The organism is Haloterrigena salina JCM 13891, from assembly GCF_000337495.1.
GTDB lineage: Archaea > Halobacteriota > Halobacteria > Halobacteriales > Natrialbaceae > Haloterrigena > Haloterrigena salina.
Window position 1 is genome coordinate 20,413 of sequence record NZ_AOIS01000051.1, and the last position, 19,683, is coordinate 40,095.

The window sequence follows — 19,683 nt, forward strand, 5'->3', positions numbered from 1 at the left end:
AATTACGATACGTTGGGGCCTTTGAAGTAGCCGTCCTCGGCCTTCGAGGCGTTCTCGAGGGCCGCCTCGCGGTCCAGCGAGTCGCGTTCCTCGTCCGGGCGCATCACGTTCGTGAGGTCGGCCTCGCGGTCGACCTCGGGCACCTCGTCCAGCGTCTCGAAGTACTCGAGGATGTCCGCGAACTGTCGCGCGAACCGGTCGACCTCGTCGTCGTCGAGGTCGACGCGAGCGAGTCCCGCGACGTGGCGGACCTCCTCGGGGCTGACGGCGTCGTCGCTCATGGTTGCTCGAACCGGCGGGCGGAGAGTAAGGGTTTCGATACCGTCGTTGCGGATCGACGCCGGAGCGCCGGGCCCCGACCCGTTCGGGGCGCCGCCGGCCGTCGATCGCGGTCGGTCGTCAATACGGGCTTGATTCGAGTTATTACGCCGCTAACCGACACGAACCGAATATAGTAACCGTATACTGAAAGACATCGATGACGACCGATCGCGTATGAACTGCGACAACTGCCGATCCGAGGAGGTCGCCTACACGCTGACGACCCACGTCGCTGACGCGCCGGACGAGCGGGTCGAACTGCACTTCTGCTCGAGCGAGTGTCTCCGCGTCTGGACGTAGCGCGGCGCTACCGGATCGACCGTCGGAGCCCGATCTGACGCGCCGACTCGCGGCGGTCGCCCCCAAACCGGTATCACGCTCTCCGTCGTCGGTCGAGGTATGGCTACGATGCCGTCGACGCGGACCGGGACGGACGCGGAGCTACTGTCGACGGTCGACGCGGAATCGACCGTTCGGGAGGTCAACGGGGTCCGGTTGCACGTCGTCGCCGCAGGCGACGAGGACGATCCGTTGGTCGTCCTCCTTCACGGCTTCCCCGAGTTCTGGTACGGCTGGCGCCACCAACTCGAGCCGCTCGTCGATGCCGGCTATCGGGTGCTCGTGCCCGATCAGCGGGGCTACAACCTGAGCGAGAAACCGGGGGCGCTGCGGGCCTACCGAACCAGCGAGTGCTCGCGGGATATCGCCGCCCTAATCGAGACCGAGGGACGGGACAGCGCGCGCGTCGTCGGCCACGACTGGGGCGGCATGGTCGCCTGGGATCTCGCGCTTCGGCACCCTTCGGCGGTCGATCGGCTCGCGATCGTCAACGCGCCGCATCCGACGGTCTACCGCCAGCACCTGCTGGCGGATCCCGAGCAGTTGCGCCGCAGTTGGTACGCCGCCGCGATCCAGCTTCCGTGGTTGCCCGAACTGGCCTGTCGGACGGCCGACTTCCGATTACTCGAGCGCGCGCTCCGAGAGACGGCCGCTCCGGGGACGTTCACCGACGCGGAACTAGACCGGTATCGCCGCGCCTGGGCTCGGCCGGACGCGCTGACCGGGATGCTCGACTGGTACCGGGCGGCCGCTCGCGCTCCCTCGCCGCCGCCTCGAGAGCGGGTCGACGCCCCGACGACGATCGTCTGGGGCGAGGACGACGCCGCACTGACGCCGTCGCTCGCGGTCGACAGCGACCAGCGGTGTCGCCGGAGCCGCCTCGAACTCCTGTCGGGGACGAGCCACTGGGTGCAACACGAACGGCCGACCCGACTGACGGAGCTGTTGCTCGAGGCGTTCGAAAACGGCACGTAGTCGCGATCGCGCCCGTCGAATCAGTTACGGCCGCCAGATGACGGTCACGACCTCGTCGCCGGACTGCGTCCGGCCGCTCGAGGGACTTCGTCCCTCGCTGTCATCGGACGCCTCGCCGCCCTCGACGGTCTCGTACGCGTAGCCGCGGTCCTCGAGTTTGGGGAAGAGGAACTGCGGGACGCGGTCGTTGCGCTGGACGAGGACGGTCTCGTCGGGTAGTTCGACCAGTTTCTCGAGGGTGTTTTTGAGCGGCTCCGGCGGACCGAGCGACCGCACGTCGATCACCGTCCGCGGTCGGTCGCTCGGTGCATTGGTGCCGTCGACGACGGTCTCGGGCGATTGCATACGTGGTCGTTCGCGGCGACGATACCTCGCTTTCGCCCCGTACGTGTTCGGCTATCGAAGCTATGTAGACACGCGAGACAGCGCGAAACGTGACGCGAGGCGGCGCAAAAGGGTCAGTGAAGCAGGCGGTTCCGTGGCGATCGTGGCGGCCGGCACTGACGGGGATCGAGCCGGCCGAGTCGGGACGAGCGACGCGGGTTGGCGGCCGGCTACGCCTCGACCTTGGGGAACCGGGCGACGAACTCGTCGGACTCGACGCGTTCGACCTCGTAGCCGTCGGCGTCGAACGCGTCGACCTCCGCCTGGAACTCGTAGAACAACGGCTTCGGCTCGTGATCGTTGACGATCGTCAGCGTCTCGCCGGGCTCGAGCTCCTCGAAGGCGTCGTGAATCTTGGGGTGGCGGTTCATCGGCGGCACGTCCCTGACGTCGAGTCGTGTCATACGGATAGTGGTGGGTATCGCGATCGCATGGGTGTTCGTCCGAACGCGTTCGCCCGCGACCGGCGGATCGACGCGCCTAGGCGTGCTCGATAACGACGTGCCAGACGTCGTCGCGCCGTTCGGTTTCGCGGCTCGCGGCATCGCCGCTCGCTCCCTCCGAGGTCTCGCTGCGCTCGATTTCGTGCTCGAACCCGCGGGTCTCGAGGACCTCGTAGAGCGGCTCCGGTTCGAAGGGCGCGATCAGGTGGAGTCGGCCGTCCGCCGGGAGCTCCTCGAGGGCGGCCGCGATGTCGTCGAACGGCGGGCCGTCGATCTCGCGGACGTCGAGGATCGTCTCGGAAGCGGTGGAATCGGTTGCCATAGGTCGACTGTAGGGCGGAACGAGCGTGGCTATTCGGGCGAACGTGTTCGAGTCGACGGTGTTCCCACGGCTTGGGAACTACGGCGAATATATTCGACGGTACGGGGATATACCGTCGAACGGAACACGTTCGTATGGCTCAGGCGACACTCACTATCACGATGCCCGAACAGATCTGGATACAGCAGCTCTCGACGGCGTATCCGGGGGCGACCTTTCGGGTACTGGCGGCCGTTCCCGGCTCCGAGACGGGATTCGCGCTCGTCCGCATCGCCGGTCCCGACGTCGCGGACATCGTCGAGGACATGCGCGGCCACGATCAGATCACCGAACTCTCGCTCGCCCAGTACAGCGACAACGAGGTGACGGTCCACTTCGAGACGACGGACCCCCTGCTGCTGTTCTCCTCGCGGGACTCGGGGATGCCGATCGAACTCCCCGTCGAGATCGTCGACGGCGAGGCGACCATCGAGGTGACCGGATCGCGGGATCGACTGGCCGAACTCGCCGAACAGCTCGAGCACTTCGGGCTACAGTACCGGATCGAACACGTCCGCGAACGGCTCCACGAGAGCCAACTGCTCTCAGACCGCCAGCTCGAGGTGGTCGTCGCCGCCGTCGAGGAAGGCTACTACGACACCCCTCGAGAGTCCTCGCTGACGGAACTCGCCGAGCAGCTGGATATCGCGAAGTCGACCTGTAGCGAGACCCTCCACCGGGCCGAGGAGGCGATCATCAAGCGATTCGTCGAGGATCTGCCGGGTGTCGAGGGGGACTCCCTCGAGGAACAGCTCGCGACGCGTTAGTCGTCTCGGGGCGCCAACACGAGTAGCGCCGTCGCGTCGGTTCGGGCCTCGGGTGCGATCTCCTGTCGCCCGTCGAACCTGAGTATCTCTCCCGCCTCGAGCACGTACTCCTCGTCGCCGAGTCCCATCTCGAGGGTCCCCTCGAGGACGTGACAGACGATCGTGCGTTCGGAATGTCGATGCGCCGGCACGCTCTCGCCGGCGGCGAGTTCGAGTCGCACCGTCCGCGGCTCGCCGTCGAACACGTGCGCGTGGGGCGTCGCCACGAGGTCGTCGAGGCGTCGGCGTTCCGTCCGCGTCGTCAGTTGATCGGTGTCGGTCATACGGTCACCGTGTCGGGACGGACCTCCGTGAGACCTGCCGCGAACAGGTTCGGCGATCCATATACCGGTCGATGTCTCGACTCCGAACTGCGACGAACTCGATCGCGTTCGAAAAACTCCTGCGGAGTTTTCGGGGGAGTTTCACCCCCGTCATATCAGCCGTCTATACTACCTCGCGATTCGGAATGCAGGCCAGCACAAGTGAAAGCTATTAAGACGCGTATTATACTCACGAACATATTCGCGTCGATTCTCACGCGATGGAAATCGGCTCTATACTTCAACGTCGTCTAGTTGTGAGTCCGGGGTAGAGGATCCATATATGACCATATTGACGTGCGTGTCGGCGTGTAATCGCTTTGCATCGTACGGATTCTCGTCCAGAGGTGTTCTCACGGCATGAGCACGGACGACGAATCATTCCACCCGCTCGGTCAGGAGTGGGAGGGCGAGCTCGAGAATATGCTCGACGATACCGAGTACGATACGGATCTCGGTATGCAGATGGCCCAGGACGCGATGCGGGTCACGAAGGGCGAGCTCTCCGAAGCCGAGTTCCACGAGATGTATCACGACGACGTGATGGAGGAATTCGGCGAGGACCAGCGTCCTACCCAGGAAGCCTTCGAAGCGGCTCAGGAGGAAGCCAAGGGAACCGTCTCCCGCATGCTCTCCGCGTTCGACGGCGACGGCGAGGAGAGTCGCCGGGACGTCATGAAAAAGATGGGCGTCGGTGCGGCCACCGTCGGCATGGGTGCGTTCGGGAGCACCATCGACGGGAAACCCTCGCTCGCCGGGGAGGGGGAGGGCCATGGTGGCAGCCACTCCCAGGCCGAGCAGAACGAGGATCTGCAGTGGGGAATGACCATCGACCTCGAGCGCTGCGACGGCTGTCTCTCCTGTATGGAGGCCTGTGCCTCCGAGAACGACCTCGACCAGGGCGTCAACTGGATGTACGTCATGGCCTTCGAGGACGAACTCACGTCCGGCGGCTCTCCGGCACCCGACAACATCGTCGGCGGAACGAGCGACCACAATATGCTCGTGCGGCCGTGTCAGCACTGTACGGACGCCCCCTGTGAGAAGGTGTGTCCGACCACGGCCCGTCACACCCGCGACAAGGACGGGCTGGTGCTGACCGACTACGACGTCTGTATCGGTTGCCGGTACTGCCAGGTCGCCTGCCCGTACGGCGTCAACTACTTCCAGTGGGACGAACCCGACGTGGCCCACGAGGATATCAACGGCCACGACGGCGCGGAAGTCGACGATCCCGAAGAGATCACTCACGCCGAGTACGAGAACGGCACCGAACGATGGGTCGACAGCCGCTCGCCCCGGGGCACGATGAGCAAGTGTACGATGTGCCCGTCGATGCAGGACGGCCGACAGGGCGAAGAACGAGTCGGGACGACCGCCTGTGAACGCGCCTGTCCACCGGACGCGATCCAGTTCGGGAACGTCAAAGACGAGCGCAGCGACGCCTCGCAGCACGGCGAACACCCGAGCAAGAGCCGCGCGATCATCGAGATCAGCGGCGACGTGCCGGATCCCGAGACGATCGACGCACAGCTCAGCGAGGGCGACGACTTAGAGGCCGTGCTCGGAAACGAGGAGCTCGACCTCAACGCCGAAGTGGTCAGCATCATGAAGGCGGTCCAGATCGTCAGCGAGGAGGAGGGGCTCGAGCCCGGCGACGAGGAGAACAACACGATCCTCGAGGGCCAGGTAACGATCGTCGAGTCCGTCACCGCGCTCGAAGAGTACGTCGACCTCGAGAGCGAGGCGGCGCTGACGGAACTCCAACTGGGCGACGGCGAAGCGTCCGACGCCAACGCTCGACTCCGAGAGTTCGCCGGCAACCCGAGTTCGAAGTTCAAGCTGCTCGAGGACATCGGGACGCACCCGAACATCACGTACATCGGTCAGGAACCCGGTCCGGAAGCCGAGCAGGTCGAAGGGCCATCGGAGTACAGCGACATCTCCTACGAGCGCTCGGACGGCTCCGAAGTCGATCTGGTCGACAAGCGCCAGGAGATCCTTGACGAGGGGACCGTCGGTGACGTCGGGTGGTCGCTGTGAGCACGAAACTGCCCACTGAAGAGGACATCCTCCGACCGATCAACACCCTCACGAAGAAGTACTTCATCCTGTACGGAATCGCCGCGCTGGCGCTGCTGGCGTTCCTCGTGGGCTGGGCGTACCAGCTCCAGAAGGGGCTGATCGTCACCGGCCTCGGCGACTGGGGTTCGGGCGGCGGTTCGACCTGGGGCCTGTATATCGGCGCGTTCATCTGGTGGGTCGGTGTGGCACACGGCGGGATCATCCTCTCGGCCGCCGTTCGCCTGCTCGGCATGGATCGATACATGCCGATCGCCCGGCTCGCGGAGATGACCACGATCGGCGGTCTCTCGGCCGCCGGGTTCTACATCCTGGTCCACATGGGTCGTCCGGACCGGATGGTCACGAGCGTCCTGGGTCACTACCACATCACGGTCAACAACTCGCCGCTGGTGTGGGACGTGACCGTCATCACGGCGTACTTCGTGCTGTCCGCGACCTACCTCGGCCTGACGCTTCGCTACGACGTCAGCCGACTGCGTGACGACCTCCCCGACATGTTCGAGCCGGTCTACAAGCTGATGACGATCGGCTACACCGAGAAGGAGGACGAGGTCATCGACCGGATGGTCTGGTGGCTCGCAGCGGCGGTCATCATCATGGCGCCGCTCTTGCTTCACGGCGGCGTCATTCCGTGGCTGTTCGCGCTGCTCCCGGCGATGCCCGCCTGGTCCGGCGGCATTCAGGGACCGATGTTCCTCAGCATCGCGCTGATGTCGGCGATCAGCGGCGTGATGATCATCTCGTACGCGTTCCGCCGCGCCTACGACTGGGAGCACATCATCACCGACGACATCTTCCGCGGACTGCTCCTGTGGCTGGGCTTCTTCACCCTGCTGTTCCTGTGGTTCCAGCTCCAGTCCGTCCTCAACGGCGTCTTCATGGGGCCGCTCGCGAGCCAACACGCGGCCGAGGCGAAGATGGCGCACCCGGCCTATCAGGTCGCGATGACGCTGATGTTCGGTACGCTCGTGTTCATCTTCCTGCAGGGAATCCGCCCGGCGCTGTTCAGCAAGAAACGGGCGCTCCTCGCCAGCGGGATCATCCTGACGGGAACGCTGACCGAGAAGATCCTGTTCGTCGTCGAAGGATTCCTGCATCCGACGTTCGACATCTACGCGGCGACGCCCGGGACGTACTTCCCGAGCCTCATCGAGTGGCTGTCCCTCGCCGGGACGGCCGGTCTGGTCGCGCTGTTGTTCCTCAACCTCTCGAAGCTCGTTCCCGTGGTCGAACTCCACGCCGTCGAACACATGCGTGGCGAGCACGGTCACGACGAGGACGATGAACACGCTACGGAACCGGAGGTGAAGGCCTAATGTCACTGCTGAGTCTCTCGCAGCAACTCCTCTACCACGGCTACAACGGTACCGAAGGATGGACCGGGTTCGTCAACGAAGGGACCTGGGTCATCTTCGCGATCATCCTGGTCCCGGTCTACATCATGCTGGTCGCGTGGTTCACCGGCGAACCCCGTGACACGAAGAGCGGACTGCTTGGCGTCTCCTACCTCGTCGGGCTCACCTCGTCGATGTGGATCGGCATGTTCGTGCTGACCGTGATCATCGGGCTGGTCTTCTACGGCGGCGCGCCGGAACCGATCGGCGCCCCCGGTCCGTAACGGTCGCTCGACGCTCCGTTTCCGCGATTCGCTTTTTTGGTCCGGCCGTCATCGACGAACGAGAGCGACGGCCGCGTCGCTTGCTCCATGACAACCACGCACAAGCAAGGGAAACCACGACCCTGCCGAACGGAAAACCTATCCTATGACGTTCGTCGACGCGCTGGCGACGGTCCTCTATCACGGCTACGAGGGGACGCAGGGCTGGACCGGCTTCGCTAACGAGGGGACCTGGATCATCTTCGCGGTCATTCTGGTCCCGATCTACGTGATGCTCGTCGCGTGGTTCGTCGGCACCCCGCGCGACACCAGGACGGGGCTGCTCGGGGTCTCCTACCTCGTCGGTATCACCACGTCGATGTGGATTTCGATGCTCGTGTTGACGGTGATTCTCGGGGTCGTCTTCTTCGGCGAACTGCCGGGGCAGTAAGCGGCCGGCGACACCGTTCGACGGTGTCGCAACTCCCCTCGACCGACGCGGGAATCGACGCCAGCGGCGGGGCTCGAGTTTCGAACCATCACACGTATCCCGTTCCGATGCCTTACGTGCAGTAACATCCGCTATGAGCATCACAGAGCACGAACTCAAGATCAAACTCGAGGACATCGAGGATCCGGATCTCGGCGACGATATCGTCTCGCTCGGCCTGGTCAACGACGTCCGTATCGAGGACGAAACGGCGCGGATCGACCTCGCGCTGAACGCGCCCTACGCGCCCGCCGAGATGGAGCTGGGCAACCGGATCCGCGAGGTCTGTGACGAGGCCGGCCTCGAGGCCGATCTGCGAGCCCACGTCGGCGAGGAACACGGCTTCGACGACGAGGTCCTCCCGCGAGTTCGCAACGTCATCGCCGTCGCCTCCGGGAAAGGCGGGGTCGGCAAGACGACGGTCGCCGCCAACATCGCGGCCGGCCTCGAGAAGCGCGGCGCGATGGTCGGTCTGCTCGACGCCGACATCCACGGGCCGAACATCCCGCGGATCCTCCCACCCGAGAGCGAGCCCGGCGTCACGCCCAACGAGGACATCGTCCCGCCCCGTTCGGACGGCGTCCGCGTCATCAGCATGGGCATGCTGACCGAAGACGAGGACGACCCCGCGATCCTCCGCGGCCCGATGGTCAACAAGTTCATGCTGAAGTTCCTCGAGGGCGTCGAGTGGGGTCGCCTCGACTACCTCGTCGTCGACCTGCCGCCGGGGACGGGCGACGCGACGCTGAACCTGCTCCAGTCGATGCCCGTCACCGGTGCGGTCGTCGTCACGACGCCCCAAGAGATGTCGCTGGACGACACCCGAAAGGGGATCCAGATGTTCCAGAAGCACGACACGCCCGTGCTGGGCGTCGTCGAGAACATGAGCTCGTTCATCTGTCCGTCCTGTGGCGACCAGCACGGCCTGTTCGGCACCGAGGGGGCACAGACGATCGTCGACAAGTACGACACGCCGCTGCTCGGTCAGATCCCGATCCACCCCGACTTCGGCGCCGAGGGCAGCGAGGGCGCGCTCGTTAAGGACGAGACGAGCGAGGTACAGCAGACCCTCGCGGACCTCGTCGCGGACGTCTCCGACCGCGTCGGGATGACCAACCGACAGCGGGTCGCCGACAACACCGAGGGCGGTCCGGACAACCAGCTCCCGACCGAGACCGAAGACTAACGGCTCGAGGACCGTTCGATCGACAACGCCGCTCGAGATGCGATACGTCCGCGCTTCGTCACGGCGCGGGCTCTTCTTCGACCTCCCACTCGAGGGTCACCGTGATCTCCTCTCGGGGCCCCCCGAGCATCGGCGAGCGCTCCTGGACTTCGATCCCGTACTCGACTTCGGGCGTCGGCGAGAGCGTCAGCATCTTATTCCCGACTCGCACTTCGGCGGGGCCCTCGTCGCGCAGTTCGCGAGCGAGCTCCTGAACGAGGTCCGCGGCCTCTTCCCGCGTCACGGTCTGTTCGGTGGCGGTTTTCTCAGCCATGGCTGAACGGCCACCGAGCGGATGTAAATAGATTGGCTGGGAATCGGCAGGCAGGGCCGGCCTCGAGGGCGTTCGCCCGGCGAGCTATCAGCCCTCGTGAGCGTCAGGAGTTCGCCGGCGGTTCGGGCGCCTCGACGCCCGGCGTCAGCGAGCGGACGTACTTCGTCACATGGTCGTCGATGCGACGCTTGTAGCCGGCCTGTCTGGCGAGGCGGTCGAGTTCGCGGGCGACGAGGCTTCCGTACTGGACGGCCTTCTTCTCCCTCGAGACGACCTCTTCGGGGAGGAAGTCGGCCGCGACGCGCCGAAGCGCGCGCTTCCGCTCGTCCTCGTCGGCCAGCAACGGATCGGGCAGTCGGAGCGCCGCGTCGACGACGGTATCGTGTAAGAGCGGCGCGACCGGCTCGAGCCCGGTCGCCTCGATCGCGCGGACGTCCCGCGGAAGCTGGTCGGGCAGGGAGGCGATCTGCTCGCGCACCGCGGCCCGCGTCGTCTCGGCGTCGACCCGGTGATCGAGGCGGACGACCTTCTCGTAGCCGCCGAACAGTTCGTCGGCGCCCTGGCCGACCGCCAGCGCGTCGAAGCCGTCGGCCGCGACGCGCTCGCCGACCAGGTACAGCGGCAGCGCGATCTGGACGTCCATCGCGTTCGTGCGCCCGGTCGCTGCCGCGACGCGGGGGACGGCCCGCTCTAAATCGGCCGGCTCGAGGTCGACGACTGTCAGTTCCTGCCCCATCGCGTCGGCGGCAGTCCGGGCGGCCTCGAGGTCGTGGCTGTCGGGGAAGCCGACGACGTACAGCGGCGCGTCCAGCAGTTCGGCGACCAGCGCCGAGTCGACGCCGCCGGAGAAGGCGACGGCGATCTCCCGATCGGGGGCGAGCGCGTCGACTGCGGCGGTCTCGATCGCGTCGGTGAGGGTCTCGAGTGCCGCCTCGGGATCGCTTTCAGGGGTCGGGTCGGGCAGGGTCCAGCGGCGCTCGGGCGCGGCGTCGGGAGCCGTGAGATCGAGCGTCGTTCCTGCCGGCAGGAGCTCCGGCGACTCGAGCGCGCCGGGTTCGAAGGCCCACTCGCGGCTCTCGTTGCCGGTTTCGGTTCGAGCGTCGGCCTCTCCGCCGGTCTCGACGTAGACCGGCATGCGGCCGAGGACGTCCCGGACGAGCGTCCCCTCGAACTCCCCGGCGAAGCCGCTCGTCCCGGGGAGGGGATCGCCGCTCTCGAGGGCCGCGCGGACGGTCTCGGGGGTGGCACCGCGCAGCGTCATCGGAGCAGGCTCAGCATGGTGTTTCTCACCCGGCGGGTGACGCCGCCGGCGGCCTGTCGGAAGCTGATGTGCCAGGGCGTCCGCTTGCCCTCGACGGTGGTACGGCCCTCGCGGATCGCCTCGAGGACGGCGTCGACGGAGCGTTCGTCGGCGTCGACGCGGGTGACGGCCTGGCCGACCATCTCGCTGATGTGGGCGTCGCTGCCGGCGGTCATGGGTAGGTCGTGGTCGCGGGCGAACCGTTCGGCCTGGCGGTTCGCGCGGCCGGTCAGGAGCCGGGAGTTGTAGACCTCGATGGCGTCTCCCCGGGCGAGGTCCTCGCGGGAGATGCGGGCCATCACGCCGTGGCGCGACTCCTGGAAGGGGTGTGGGATGACGGCCAGTCCGTCCTGTTCCCAGATCGCTTCGAGCGTCGATTCGTAGGAGAGTCCCGGCGGGACGGCCTCTTCGAGTCCGAAGCCCAGAATGTGACCGGCCTTGCTCGAGATCTCCATGCCGGGGATCCCGAGCAGCCCGTAGTCGGCGGCGCGTTCGGCGGCCTCGAGGCTCGCGTCGATCTCGTCGTGGTCGGTGACGGCGATCGCGTCCAACCCGACGGCGTCGGCCTGTTCGAGGATGAGTTCGACCGGATCGCGGCCGTCGTAGGACAGCGACGAGTGAGTGTGGAGTTCAACCGACAGCACGTGTCTGTCTCGGCGTTAGGGTGGATCGATCAAAAACACCTCGGTCCGCACGGACGAGTCGCGCCGTCCGTGACGATCGACCGTGAGCGTGACCGGTTTCGTGAGTCTTCGTACGTAGAGACACTGACGGAACCCATTCCGCTCGAGGCGTCACGACAGTATGGGTGGCGCGCGCTGGCAATTGGCCGAGCGATAGTGAGGCCAGTCGCTGAAATCGTTCGAGGTCTTCGCGAGTTTGCGAGCGAGCAGCTTGGAAGACGCCAAGCGTCTTCCAGTGGACGAGCGAACGGAGTGAGCGAGTCGGCTGGGGAGGCAGTGGAACTCCCCGCTGCCACGGTAGCAGAACGCTCGATAGCTCTGAATCACCCTACAGTTTCCAGATTGGCCGCTCTGCTCGAGACAATCGAACGAAAACGAGTAGACGGCATCTGCTGGCAACAGGGAATTTGCCACTCCCTCCCCAACCGATTCACTCACTCGCAGGCTCGTTCGCTCATCCCTCGCACAGTTTCGACCTGCGCCTCACTCTCCGTTCGGCACAGGACAGCGCGCGCCACCGAACAACAGTGAGGGGTGGCGGAAAAGATCGGTCGCCGGACGCCGTCAAACCGACGAGACCAGCGCGTCGTCAGTCGTCGGTGTCCAGTTCGACTAGCTCGAGCGCGCGGTCGAGGTGGCAGACGTCGTGTGGCGGGTCGCCGAGGATCTCGCGGATGCGATACTCCGTGTCGAACTCGGCCCCGTCGGGTTCGCAGTACTCGTGGCTGGGACACTCGACGTAGGGACAGGGGCCGGGGAGGCTGGTCTTGCTGCCGGCGAAGGCGCCCTTCGAGGTGATGTTCGCGCGCACGTCGGCGGGTTCGACTTCGACGGCGCGGACGCCCCCGTCGTGCATGGCGCACTCTAAGGTCTGGGCGTTCTCTCGGACGGACGTGATGCGGTACTTGGTGCCGGACTCGAGATTGAGACACTGACTGCGGTAGGGACAGCCGGCGCAGGCGTCGGCCTCGCCGTGGTATACGAACTCGGTCCCCGGTTCGGCCAGCCGGGTTCCGACGAGCGTGACGGTCGACATAGCACTACGTAGTCGGCGGTAGCGGTTAAGACTCACGCGTTAGCGGTTCCGATGCCGGCGGAATCCGATCGTCGCTGACGGCCCGCCGCGGTCGATCGGTGAAACCTATCGCGCGTTCACTCTCTGGAAGCGGTCTCCGCGTCGTCCCCGCCCGTCAGCTCGTCCAGCCGCTCGAAGTACGTCTCGCGCGGGACCTGGTAGAGACCCCGATAGTCGATCTCGCCGTCGTCGAACGCTCGAGCGAGTTCGCCGACTCGCTCGAGGCCCGCCTCCCGCGTCGCGAACCGTTCAGTGTCGGCCGAGACGTCGGGCTCGAGGTAGAGGGTGACGTACCAGTCCTCGTCGTCGGCCGTACTGGTAGGGTTGGTTCCGGGGCGACGCGTCCGCTTCCCGTGTGTCAGGTAGAGCGTAGGGAGACAGGCCGCCGGGAACGCGTCGCCGTCGAAGACGTCCGGCCGGTAGGCGAGCACGAGTCGGCCGTCCTCGCTCCGGTTCCAGACGTCCCACCCGTCCGGAAGCGGCGATAGCGCGTCGGAATCGGCGTCGACAGCCGGATCGGTCATAGGCGAGGCTACGGACGGCACTCATAAAGCCTCGTCGTCGGACGCCGATTCGGCGGCGATCACCCAGAGTTCGTGTGGATTCGGCGACAGGAACGTGTCGCGCGAGCCGCGCGACCAGCGCGCGCGAGCGCGACTGGCCATTGCTGGCCGGTGGTTTATGCCGCTGACCTTCGAAGATGTGGTGTGGTATTGAGTATCGTAATACGGTGCTGGTAGAATTTGCCTGTAATAAAGTCCCGGTAAATACCTTTTGGGGCCAAGGCTAAGTAGCTGGATTACTCACTCATTAAATACTATCGGTATCCGTTCGCCGGGCCGATCCACTCCGCGCCCGTCCCCGGCGCACCGTTGCCCGAGTCCCCGACGCGCTCGATGCGCAACGGAGAGTGGTACACGATCACTCATGACACGACAGACCGCCGCCCGCCGCCGTTCGGTCCGTTCCGGGAGCGCCCCGCTCTCGGAGCGACGCGACGGCGGTAGCGACGTCGTGCTGTCGGGTGACGCGGTTCGACGGATTCCGACGGTTCGGCCACGACGCCACGGCTGGTCGAACGACGTCCGCGCGACTGACGGTCCGTGTGACAACGGACGCTGCAGACGGGGGACCCGTAACTGGCAATGATACCATGACCGGTGACATCGAGACACTCGAGACGCTCAGCACGGATTACAAGGAATCGATGCCCGCAGACCTGCGGGAGACCAAGTCCTTCGACTGGTACCTAGAAGAGTGCTACGAGGACCCGAAGATCACCCGCAACGCCCACCAGCGCGTCGCGGACATGTTCGACTACTACGGGACGACCTACGACGAGACCGAGGGCGTCGTCGAGTACCTCCTCGCGAGCGAGGACCCGCTGAACGACGGTGAGAACACCTTCTACGGCCGGGTGATCCACCAGTCGATCCACGAGTTCGTGAACAAGGTCAAGTCGGGCGCCCGACGGCTCGGCCCCGAGCGGCGTATCAAGCTGCTGCTCGGCCCGGTCGGCTCCGGGAAGTCCCACTTCGACAAACAGGTCCGCAAGTACTTCGAGGACTACACGCTCCGCGAGGAGGGCCGGATGTACACGTTCCGGTGGACCAACCTCTGTGACGTCATCCAGGATCAGGACCCCGCTGACGACACCGTCCGATCCCCGATGAACCAGGACCCGCTCGTCTTGTTGCCCCTAGAGCAGCGCCAGCGCGTCATCGACGACTTAAACGAGAATCTCGACGCGCCCTACACCATCCAGAACGAGCAGGCGCTGGATCCGGAGAGCGAGTTCTACATGGACAAGCTGCTGGCCTACTACGACGACGACCTCCAGCAGGTCTTAGAGAACCACGTCGAGATCGTCCGGTTCGTCGCCGACGAGAACAAGCGCCAGGGACTGGAGACCTTCGAGCCCAAGGACAAGAAGAACCAGGACGAGACGGAGCTAACCGGCGACGTCAACTACTCGAAGATCGCCATCTACGGCGAGTCGGACCCGCGCGCGTTCGACTACTCGGGGGCGTTCTGTAACGCCAACCGCGGCATCTTCTCCGGCGAGGAACTGCTAAAACTCCAGCGGGAGTTCCTCTACGACTTCCTGCACGCGACTCAGGAGCAGACGATCAAGCCGAAGAACAACCCGCGGATCGACATCGACCAGGTGATCGTCGGGCGGACGAACATGCCCGAGTACAAGGACAAGAAGGGCGACGAGAAGATGGAGGCCTTCAACGACCGCACCAAGCGGATCGACTTCCCGTACGTCCTCTCCTACGAGGACGAGGCCGAGATCTACAACAAGATGCTCAGCAACGCCGACGTCCCCGACATCAACGTCGAGCCCCACACGCTCGAGATGGCGGGGCTGTTCGGCGTCCTCACGCGCATCGAGGAGCCCGACACCGAGACGATCGATCTGCTCTCGAAGGCCAAGGCCTACAACGGCGAGATCGACGAGGGCGACGACATCGACGTCAAGAAGCTCCGCGAAGAGGCCGAACAGAAGGCCGAGATCGGCGAGGGCATGGTCGGCGTCTCGCCCCGGTTCATCGGCGACGAGATCGCCGAGGCCATCATGGACTCGAAACACCGCCAGCGCGGGTTCCTCTCGCCGCTGACGGTGTTCAACTTCTTCGAGGAGAACCTCGAACACCACGGCTCCATCCCCGAGGACAACTTCGAGAAGTACTACCGCTACCTCGAGACGGTCCGCGAGGAGTACAAGGAGCGGGCCATCGAGGACGTCCGCCACGCGCTGGCCTACGACATCGACGAGATCCAGCGCCAGGGCGAGAAGTACATGGACCACGTGATGGCCTACATCGACGACGACACCATCGAGGACGACCTCACGGGCCGCGAGCAGGAGCCCGACGAGACGTTCCTCCGCAGCGTCGAGGAGAAACTCGACATCCCCGAGGACCGCAAGGAGGACTTCCGCCAGGAGGTCTCCAACTGGGTCTCCCGCCGGGCCCGCGAGGGCGAGGCGTTCAATCCGCAGGACAACGAGCGCCTGCGCCGCGCCTTAGAGCGCAAACTCTGGGAGGACAAGAAGCACAACATCAACTTCTCCGCGCTGGTCAGCGCCAACGAGTTTGACGACGACGAGCGCTCCGCGTGGATCGACGCCCTGATGGAACAGGGCTACTCCGAGGCGGGCGCCAAGGAAGTCCTGGAGTTCGCCGGCGCGGAGGTCGCCAAAGCGGAGATGGACGACTAACATGATCGGGGTCGACTAACATGACGGGCGACGACTACGTCACCGAGGCCGATCGGACCTTAGAGGAGACCTACGAGGAGCCGATGGCCCTCGCGACCTACGTCGATCGGATCTTCGAGAACCCGACGATCGCCTCTCACGCCTCGAAGTACCTGCTCGAGGCGATCGAGGCCGCCGGCACCCGAACGGTCGTCGAGGAGGGCGAGGAGAAGGAGCGCTACCGCTTCTTCGACGATCCGCACAACGACGGCGAACACGCGATCCTCGGTAACACCGAGGTCTTAAACGGGTTCGTCGACGACCTCCGCTCGATCGCGGCGGGCCGGGCGAAAGACGAGAAGATCATCTGGTTCGAGGGGCCCACGGCAACGGGCAAGTCCGAACTCAAGCGCTGTCTGGTCAACGGGCTGCGCGAGTACTCGAAGACGCCGGCGGGACGCCGGTACACGGTCGAGTGGAACGTCACGACCGCCGAGTCCGACGACCGCGGCCTGAGCTACGGCAGCGGGGATCCGACCGCGACGGACGACCAGCACTGGTACGAGAGCCCCGTCCAGACCCACCCGCTGTCGGTGTTCCCGCAGGACGTCCGCGAGCGGTTGCTCGAGGACTTGAACGCCGAACTCGACGACCACGTCCCCGTCCAGGTCGACGCGGAGCTCGACCCCTTCTCCCGGGAGGCCTATGACTTCTTGGAGGAGCGCTACCGCCGGGCCGGCGAGGAGGAACTGTTCTCGGCGATCACGGACGACGACCACCTGCGCGTGAAGAACTACGTCGTCGATATCGGCCAGGGCGTCGGCGTCCTCCACTCGGAGGACGAGGGTCGACCCAAGGAACGGCTCGTCGGCTCCTGGATGCACGGCATGCTTCAGGAACTCGACTCACGCGGGCGCAAGAACCCGCAGGCCTTCAGCTACGACGGCGTGCTCTCGCAGGGCAACGGCGTCCTCACGATCGTCGAGGACGCGGCCCAACACGCCGACCTCCTGCAGAAGCTGCTGAACGTCCCCGACGAGCAGTCCGTCAAGCTGGACAAGGGGATCGGGATGGACGTCGACTCCCAGCTGCTGATCATCTCGAACCCCGACCTCGAGGCTCAGCTCAACCAGCACTCCGACCGCAACGGCATGGATCCCCTGAAAGCCCTCAAACGCCGGCTGGACAAACACCAGTTCGGCTACCTGACGAACCTCTCGCTGGAGTGTGAACTGATCCGGCGCGAACTGACCAACGAGACCTCGGTCTGGGAGGCCGAGAGCTACGACGAACTCGAGGATCGCATCCGCGAGCCGGTGTCGGTGACGATCAGGGATCAGGACGGCGAGACGCACACGCGGGAGTTCGCGCCCCACGCGATCGAGGCGGCCGGCCTGTACGCGGTCGTCACGCGCCTCGACGAGGAGAACCTTCCCAACGGACTGGACCTCGTCGACAAGGCCCTAATCTACGACCAGGGCTACCTCCAAGAGGGCGACGCCCGCCGCGAGAAGGACGACTTCGACTTCGACGGCGAGGCCCACGACGGCGAACACGGCATCCCGGTGACCTACACGCGGGACACCCTCGCCGAACTGCTCCAGGCCGAGCGGGACCGCCACCACCCCGACCTGCCGGTCGAGAACGTCGTCATGCCACGGGACGTCCTGAACGCGATGGCCGAAGGGCTGGCCGACGCCCCTGTCTTCTCGACGGGCGAGCGCTCGGAGTTCGAGAACCGAATTGTGCCCGTGAAGAACTATCTGTTCGACCAGCAGGAATCGGACGTCATCGAGGCGATCATGCACGACAAGCGGGTCGACGAGGAGACCGTCGCTGAGTACGTCGAACACGTCTACGCCTGGGAGACCGAGGAGCCGCTGTACAACGACCGCGGCGAGCGCGTCGAGCCGGATCCGCTGAAGATGAAGCTCTTCGAGATCGAACACCTCGGCCGGTTCTCCGAGGGCGAGTACGAGGGCAACCTCCCCCGCGAGAGCGTCCGGAACTTCCGCCGCGAGAAGGTGATCACCTCGCTGAACCGCCACGCGTGGGAACACCGCAACGAGGACTTCTCGGTCGAGGACGTCGACCTCACCGCGATCCCGGTGATCAAGACCGTCCTCGAGAGCCACGACTGGGAGGACGTCCAGCGGACCTTCGAGGACTTCGATCCGCGCCAGTGGGACGATCCGCCCAGCGGCACGCAGACGGCGTCGGTCAAGGAGCGAACGATCGAGACTTTGGTCTCCCTCTTCGACTACTCGGAGGCCTCGGCCGAGCTAACCAGCCGACACGTCATGGGACAGGTGAGTTACAGATGGGACTGAAAGACGACCTCGAGCGATTCCGCGAAGTGGGCGAACAACGCCGCGAGGATCTGGCCGACTTCATCCAGTACGGCGATCTGAGCGGCGGCGGCCGCAGTGACATCCAGATCCCGGTCAAGATCGTCTCGCTACCCGAGTTCGAGTACGACCAGCGGGATAAGGGCGGCGTCGGTCAGGGCGAGGACGGCACGCCCCAGCCCGGCCAGCCGGTCGGCCAGCCCCAACCCCAGCCGGGCGACGACGACGGCGAGGACGGCGAACCCGGCGAGGAGGGCGGCGACCACGAGTACTACGAGATGGACCCCGAGGAGTTCGCCGAGGAACTCGACGAGGAACTCGGCCTCGATCTGGATCCGAAGGGGAAGAAGGTCGTCGAGGAGAAGGAAGNCGACCACGAGTACTACGAGATGGACCCCGAGGAGTTCGCCGAGGAACTCGACGAGGAACTCGGCCTCGATCTGGATCCGAAGGGGAAGAAGGTCGTCGAGGAGAAGGAAGGTCCCTTCACCGACATGACCCGGACGGGCCCCGACAGCACGCTCGACTTCGAGCGGATGTTCAAGGAGGGGCTCAAGCGCAAGCTCGCGATGGACTTCGACGAGGAGTTCTTGCGGGAACTCTGCAAGGTCGAGGGGATCGAGCCCCGCGAGGTCTTCGAGTGGGCTCGCGGCGAGAACCTGCCGGTCTCGATGGCCTGGGTCGAAGAGGCCTACAAGGACATTTCCGACGACGAACGCGGGAAGTGGGCCTCCATCGAGGAGGTCGAGGAGAACGTCGAGCGCGAGAGCGTCCAGCAGAAGATCCGCCGGGAGGGGATCAAGCAGGTCCCCTTCCGCCGAGAGGACGAGCGCTACCGCCACCCGGAGATCATCGAGGAGAAGGAGAAGAACGTCGTGGTCGTCAACATCCGCGACGTCTCCGGTTCGATGCGCGAGAAGAAGCGAGAACTCGTCGAGCGGACCTTCACCCCGCTGGACTGGTACCTCCAGGGCAAGTACGACAACGCCGAGTTCGTCTACATCGCCCACGACGCCGACGCCTGGGAGGTCGAACGCGACGACTTCTTCGGCATCCGCAGCGGCGGCGGGACGAAGATCTCGAGCGCCTACGAGCTCGCCGACCAGTTGCTCGAGGAGTACCCCTGGAGCGACTGGAACCGCTACGTCTTCGCCGCGGGCGACTCCGAGAACTCCTCGAACGACACCGAAGAGCGGGTCATCCCGATGATGGAGCAGATCCCGGCGAATCTCCACGCCTACGTGGAGACCCAGCCCAGCGGCAACGCGATCAACGCTACCCACGCCGAGGAACTCGAGCGCCACTTCGGCACCGACGCCGACGACGTCGCGGTGGCCTACGTCAACAGCAAGGACGACGTGACCGACGCGATCTACGAGATCCTCTCGACGGAGGGCGAAGCAGATGAGTAACGAAGCGAACACAGTTCGCTTCGAACTCACGAAACCC

At 65.3% G+C, this 19,683-nt stretch carries 21 protein-coding genes; 11 read left to right on the forward strand and 10 right to left on the reverse strand.

All coding sequences use genetic code 11. From position 1 onward, the window contains the following. Positions 1-2: 2 nt before the first annotated feature. Positions 3-281, reverse strand: coding sequence for an Asp-tRNA(Asn)/Glu-tRNA(Gln) amidotransferase subunit GatC (gene gatC, locus C477_RS14980; protein WP_008895356.1), 279 nt, complete (start codon positions 279-281; stop codon positions 3-5). Positions 282-495: 214 nt separating this feature from the next. On the opposite strand from gatC, the gene C477_RS24745 reads away from it, so the two are divergent. Continuing rightward, positions 496-621 (forward strand): hypothetical protein, encoded by a 126-nt coding sequence (locus C477_RS24745; RefSeq protein WP_008895357.1) that lies wholly within the window; start codon positions 496-498, stop codon positions 619-621. 99 nt (positions 622-720) lie between these two features. After that, positions 721-1,635, forward strand: a complete 915-nt coding sequence (locus tag C477_RS14985) for an alpha/beta fold hydrolase (RefSeq protein WP_008895358.1) — start codon at positions 721-723, stop codon at positions 1,633-1,635. Positions 1,636-1,659: 24 nt separating this feature from the next. Here C477_RS14985 and C477_RS14990 read toward each other — a convergent pair whose 3' ends face one another. The 3 genes from C477_RS14990 to C477_RS23005 form a co-directional block, all read right to left on the reverse strand. Then, positions 1,660-1,980 carry a DUF2249 domain-containing protein gene (locus C477_RS14990; RefSeq protein WP_008895359.1) on the reverse strand — a complete coding sequence of 107 codons (321 nt, stop codon included), beginning with the start codon at positions 1,978-1,980 and terminating at the stop codon, positions 1,660-1,662. A gap of 209 nt (positions 1,981-2,189) precedes the next feature. Further along, the gene (locus tag C477_RS14995) at positions 2,190-2,423 is read right to left on the reverse strand and encodes a DUF2249 domain-containing protein (protein ID WP_008895360.1); all 234 of its coding nucleotides are present in this window, start codon (positions 2,421-2,423) and stop codon (positions 2,190-2,192) included. A 76-nt stretch (positions 2,424-2,499) separates the two neighbouring features. Beyond that, the gene (locus tag C477_RS23005; protein ID WP_008895361.1) at positions 2,500-2,784 is read right to left on the reverse strand and encodes a DUF2249 domain-containing protein; all 285 of its coding nucleotides are present in this window, start codon (positions 2,782-2,784) and stop codon (positions 2,500-2,502) included. 134 nt (positions 2,785-2,918) lie between these two features. On the opposite strand from C477_RS23005, the gene C477_RS15005 reads away from it, so the two are divergent. After that, complete coding sequence (locus C477_RS15005; protein WP_008895362.1) at positions 2,919-3,590, forward strand: helix-turn-helix domain-containing protein; 672 nt, start codon at positions 2,919-2,921, stop codon at positions 3,588-3,590. Here the strand turns inward: C477_RS15005 and C477_RS15010 are convergent. After that, positions 3,587-3,913, reverse strand: coding sequence for a cupin domain-containing protein (locus C477_RS15010; protein WP_008895363.1), 327 nt, complete (start codon positions 3,911-3,913; stop codon positions 3,587-3,589). The genes C477_RS15005 and C477_RS15010 overlap by 4 nt on opposite strands. A 399-nt stretch (positions 3,914-4,312) precedes the next feature. On the opposite strand from C477_RS15010, the gene C477_RS15015 reads away from it, so the two are divergent. The 5 genes from C477_RS15015 (at position 4,313) to C477_RS15035 (ending at position 9,310) form a co-directional block, all read left to right on the forward strand. After that, entirely contained in the window at positions 4,313-5,995 is a 1,683-nt protein-coding gene (locus C477_RS15015) for a 4Fe-4S ferredoxin N-terminal domain-containing protein (protein WP_008895364.1), read from the forward strand. After that, on the forward strand, positions 5,992-7,353 hold the full coding sequence (gene nrfD / locus C477_RS15020; protein ID WP_008895365.1) for an NrfD/PsrC family molybdoenzyme membrane anchor subunit: 1,362 nt from the start codon (positions 5,992-5,994) through the stop codon (positions 7,351-7,353). The genes C477_RS15015 and nrfD overlap by 4 nt, the downstream gene beginning before the upstream one ends. Then, positions 7,353-7,655 (forward strand): hypothetical protein, encoded by a 303-nt coding sequence (locus tag C477_RS15025; RefSeq protein WP_008895366.1) that lies wholly within the window; start codon positions 7,353-7,355, stop codon positions 7,653-7,655. The genes nrfD and C477_RS15025 overlap by 1 nt, the downstream gene beginning before the upstream one ends. A gap of 145 nt (positions 7,656-7,800) precedes the next feature. Further along, the gene (locus C477_RS15030; RefSeq protein ID WP_008895367.1) at positions 7,801-8,085 is read left to right on the forward strand and encodes a hypothetical protein; all 285 of its coding nucleotides are present in this window, start codon (positions 7,801-7,803) and stop codon (positions 8,083-8,085) included. 133 nt (positions 8,086-8,218) lie between these two features. Then, entirely contained in the window at positions 8,219-9,310 is a 1,092-nt protein-coding gene (locus tag C477_RS15035) for an Mrp/NBP35 family ATP-binding protein (RefSeq protein WP_008895368.1), read from the forward strand. A 58-nt stretch (positions 9,311-9,368) separates the two neighbouring features. On the opposite strand, the gene C477_RS15040 is transcribed toward C477_RS15035, so the two are convergent. From C477_RS15040 to C477_RS15060, 5 genes are all read right to left on the reverse strand, one after another. Further along, complete coding sequence (locus C477_RS15040) at positions 9,369-9,623, reverse strand: amphi-Trp domain-containing protein (RefSeq protein ID WP_008895369.1); 255 nt, start codon at positions 9,621-9,623, stop codon at positions 9,369-9,371. A gap of 103 nt (positions 9,624-9,726) precedes the next feature. Continuing rightward, positions 9,727-10,884, reverse strand: a complete 1,158-nt coding sequence (locus tag C477_RS15045) for an asparagine synthetase B family protein (RefSeq protein WP_008895370.1) — start codon at positions 10,882-10,884, stop codon at positions 9,727-9,729. Next, a complete protein-coding gene (locus C477_RS15050; RefSeq protein ID WP_008895371.1) occupies positions 10,881-11,567 on the reverse strand; it encodes a PHP domain-containing protein in 687 nt (228 codons plus the stop codon). The genes C477_RS15045 and C477_RS15050 overlap by 4 nt, the downstream gene beginning before the upstream one ends. A 628-nt stretch (positions 11,568-12,195) precedes the next feature. Next, on the reverse strand, positions 12,196-12,642 hold the full coding sequence (locus C477_RS15055) for a UPF0179 family protein (protein WP_008895372.1): 447 nt from the start codon (positions 12,640-12,642) through the stop codon (positions 12,196-12,198). Between the two features lie 116 nt (positions 12,643-12,758). Further along, positions 12,759-13,205: a DUF5820 family protein gene (locus C477_RS15060; protein WP_008895373.1), complete on the reverse strand. Its 447-nt coding sequence runs from the start codon at positions 13,203-13,205 to the stop codon at positions 12,759-12,761. Positions 13,206-13,834: 629 nt separating this feature from the next. Here C477_RS15060 and C477_RS15070 point away from each other — a divergent pair. The 3 genes from C477_RS15070 to C477_RS15080 are packed head-to-tail and all read left to right on the forward strand — an operon-like array spanning position 13,835 to position 19,646. After that, on the forward strand, positions 13,835-15,907 hold the full coding sequence (locus C477_RS15070) for a PrkA family serine protein kinase (RefSeq protein ID WP_008895374.1): 2,073 nt from the start codon (positions 13,835-13,837) through the stop codon (positions 15,905-15,907). Between the two features lie 20 nt (positions 15,908-15,927). Continuing rightward, entirely contained in the window at positions 15,928-18,216 is a 2,289-nt protein-coding gene (locus C477_RS15075) for a PrkA family serine protein kinase (protein ID WP_008895375.1), read from the forward strand. Further along, the gene (locus C477_RS15080) at positions 18,207-19,646 is read left to right on the forward strand and encodes a YeaH/YhbH family protein (RefSeq protein ID WP_008895376.1); all 1,440 of its coding nucleotides are present in this window, start codon (positions 18,207-18,209) and stop codon (positions 19,644-19,646) included. The genes C477_RS15075 and C477_RS15080 overlap by 10 nt, the downstream gene beginning before the upstream one ends. The last annotated feature ends 37 nt before the right edge of the window (positions 19,647-19,683 follow it).

Excerpts from the sequence above, each read along its gene's own strand:
- gatC (WP_008895356.1), bottom strand. The coding sequence starts at position 281 with ATGAGCGACGACGCCGTCAGCCCCGAGGAGGTCCGCCACGTCGCGGGA.
- C477_RS24745 (WP_008895357.1), top strand. The coding sequence starts at position 496 with ATGAACTGCGACAACTGCCGATCCGAGGAGGTCGCCTACACGCTGACG.
- C477_RS14985 (WP_008895358.1), top strand. The coding sequence starts at position 721 with ATGGCTACGATGCCGTCGACGCGGACCGGGACGGACGCGGAGCTACTG.
- C477_RS14990 (WP_008895359.1), bottom strand. The coding sequence starts at position 1,980 with ATGCAATCGCCCGAGACCGTCGTCGACGGCACCAATGCACCGAGCGAC.
- C477_RS14995 (WP_008895360.1), bottom strand. The coding sequence starts at position 2,423 with ATGACACGACTCGACGTCAGGGACGTGCCGCCGATGAACCGCCACCCC.
- C477_RS23005 (WP_008895361.1), bottom strand. The coding sequence starts at position 2,784 with ATGGCAACCGATTCCACCGCTTCCGAGACGATCCTCGACGTCCGCGAG.
- C477_RS15005 (WP_008895362.1), top strand. The coding sequence starts at position 2,919 with ATGGCTCAGGCGACACTCACTATCACGATGCCCGAACAGATCTGGATA.
- C477_RS15010 (WP_008895363.1), bottom strand. The coding sequence starts at position 3,913 with ATGACCGACACCGATCAACTGACGACGCGGACGGAACGCCGACGCCTC.
- C477_RS15015 (WP_008895364.1), top strand. The coding sequence starts at position 4,313 with ATGAGCACGGACGACGAATCATTCCACCCGCTCGGTCAGGAGTGGGAG.
- C477_RS15025 (WP_008895366.1), top strand. The coding sequence starts at position 7,353 with ATGTCACTGCTGAGTCTCTCGCAGCAACTCCTCTACCACGGCTACAAC.
- C477_RS15030 (WP_008895367.1), top strand. The coding sequence starts at position 7,801 with ATGACGTTCGTCGACGCGCTGGCGACGGTCCTCTATCACGGCTACGAG.
- C477_RS15035 (WP_008895368.1), top strand. The coding sequence starts at position 8,219 with ATGAGCATCACAGAGCACGAACTCAAGATCAAACTCGAGGACATCGAG.
- C477_RS15040 (WP_008895369.1), bottom strand. The coding sequence starts at position 9,623 with ATGGCTGAGAAAACCGCCACCGAACAGACCGTGACGCGGGAAGAGGCC.
- C477_RS15045 (WP_008895370.1), bottom strand. The coding sequence starts at position 10,884 with ATGACGCTGCGCGGTGCCACCCCCGAGACCGTCCGCGCGGCCCTCGAG.
- C477_RS15055 (WP_008895372.1), bottom strand. The coding sequence starts at position 12,642 with ATGTCGACCGTCACGCTCGTCGGAACCCGGCTGGCCGAACCGGGGACC.
- C477_RS15060 (WP_008895373.1), bottom strand. The coding sequence starts at position 13,205 with ATGACCGATCCGGCTGTCGACGCCGATTCCGACGCGCTATCGCCGCTT.
- C477_RS15070 (WP_008895374.1), top strand. The coding sequence starts at position 13,835 with ATGACCGGTGACATCGAGACACTCGAGACGCTCAGCACGGATTACAAG.
- C477_RS15075 (WP_008895375.1), top strand. The coding sequence starts at position 15,928 with ATGACGGGCGACGACTACGTCACCGAGGCCGATCGGACCTTAGAGGAG.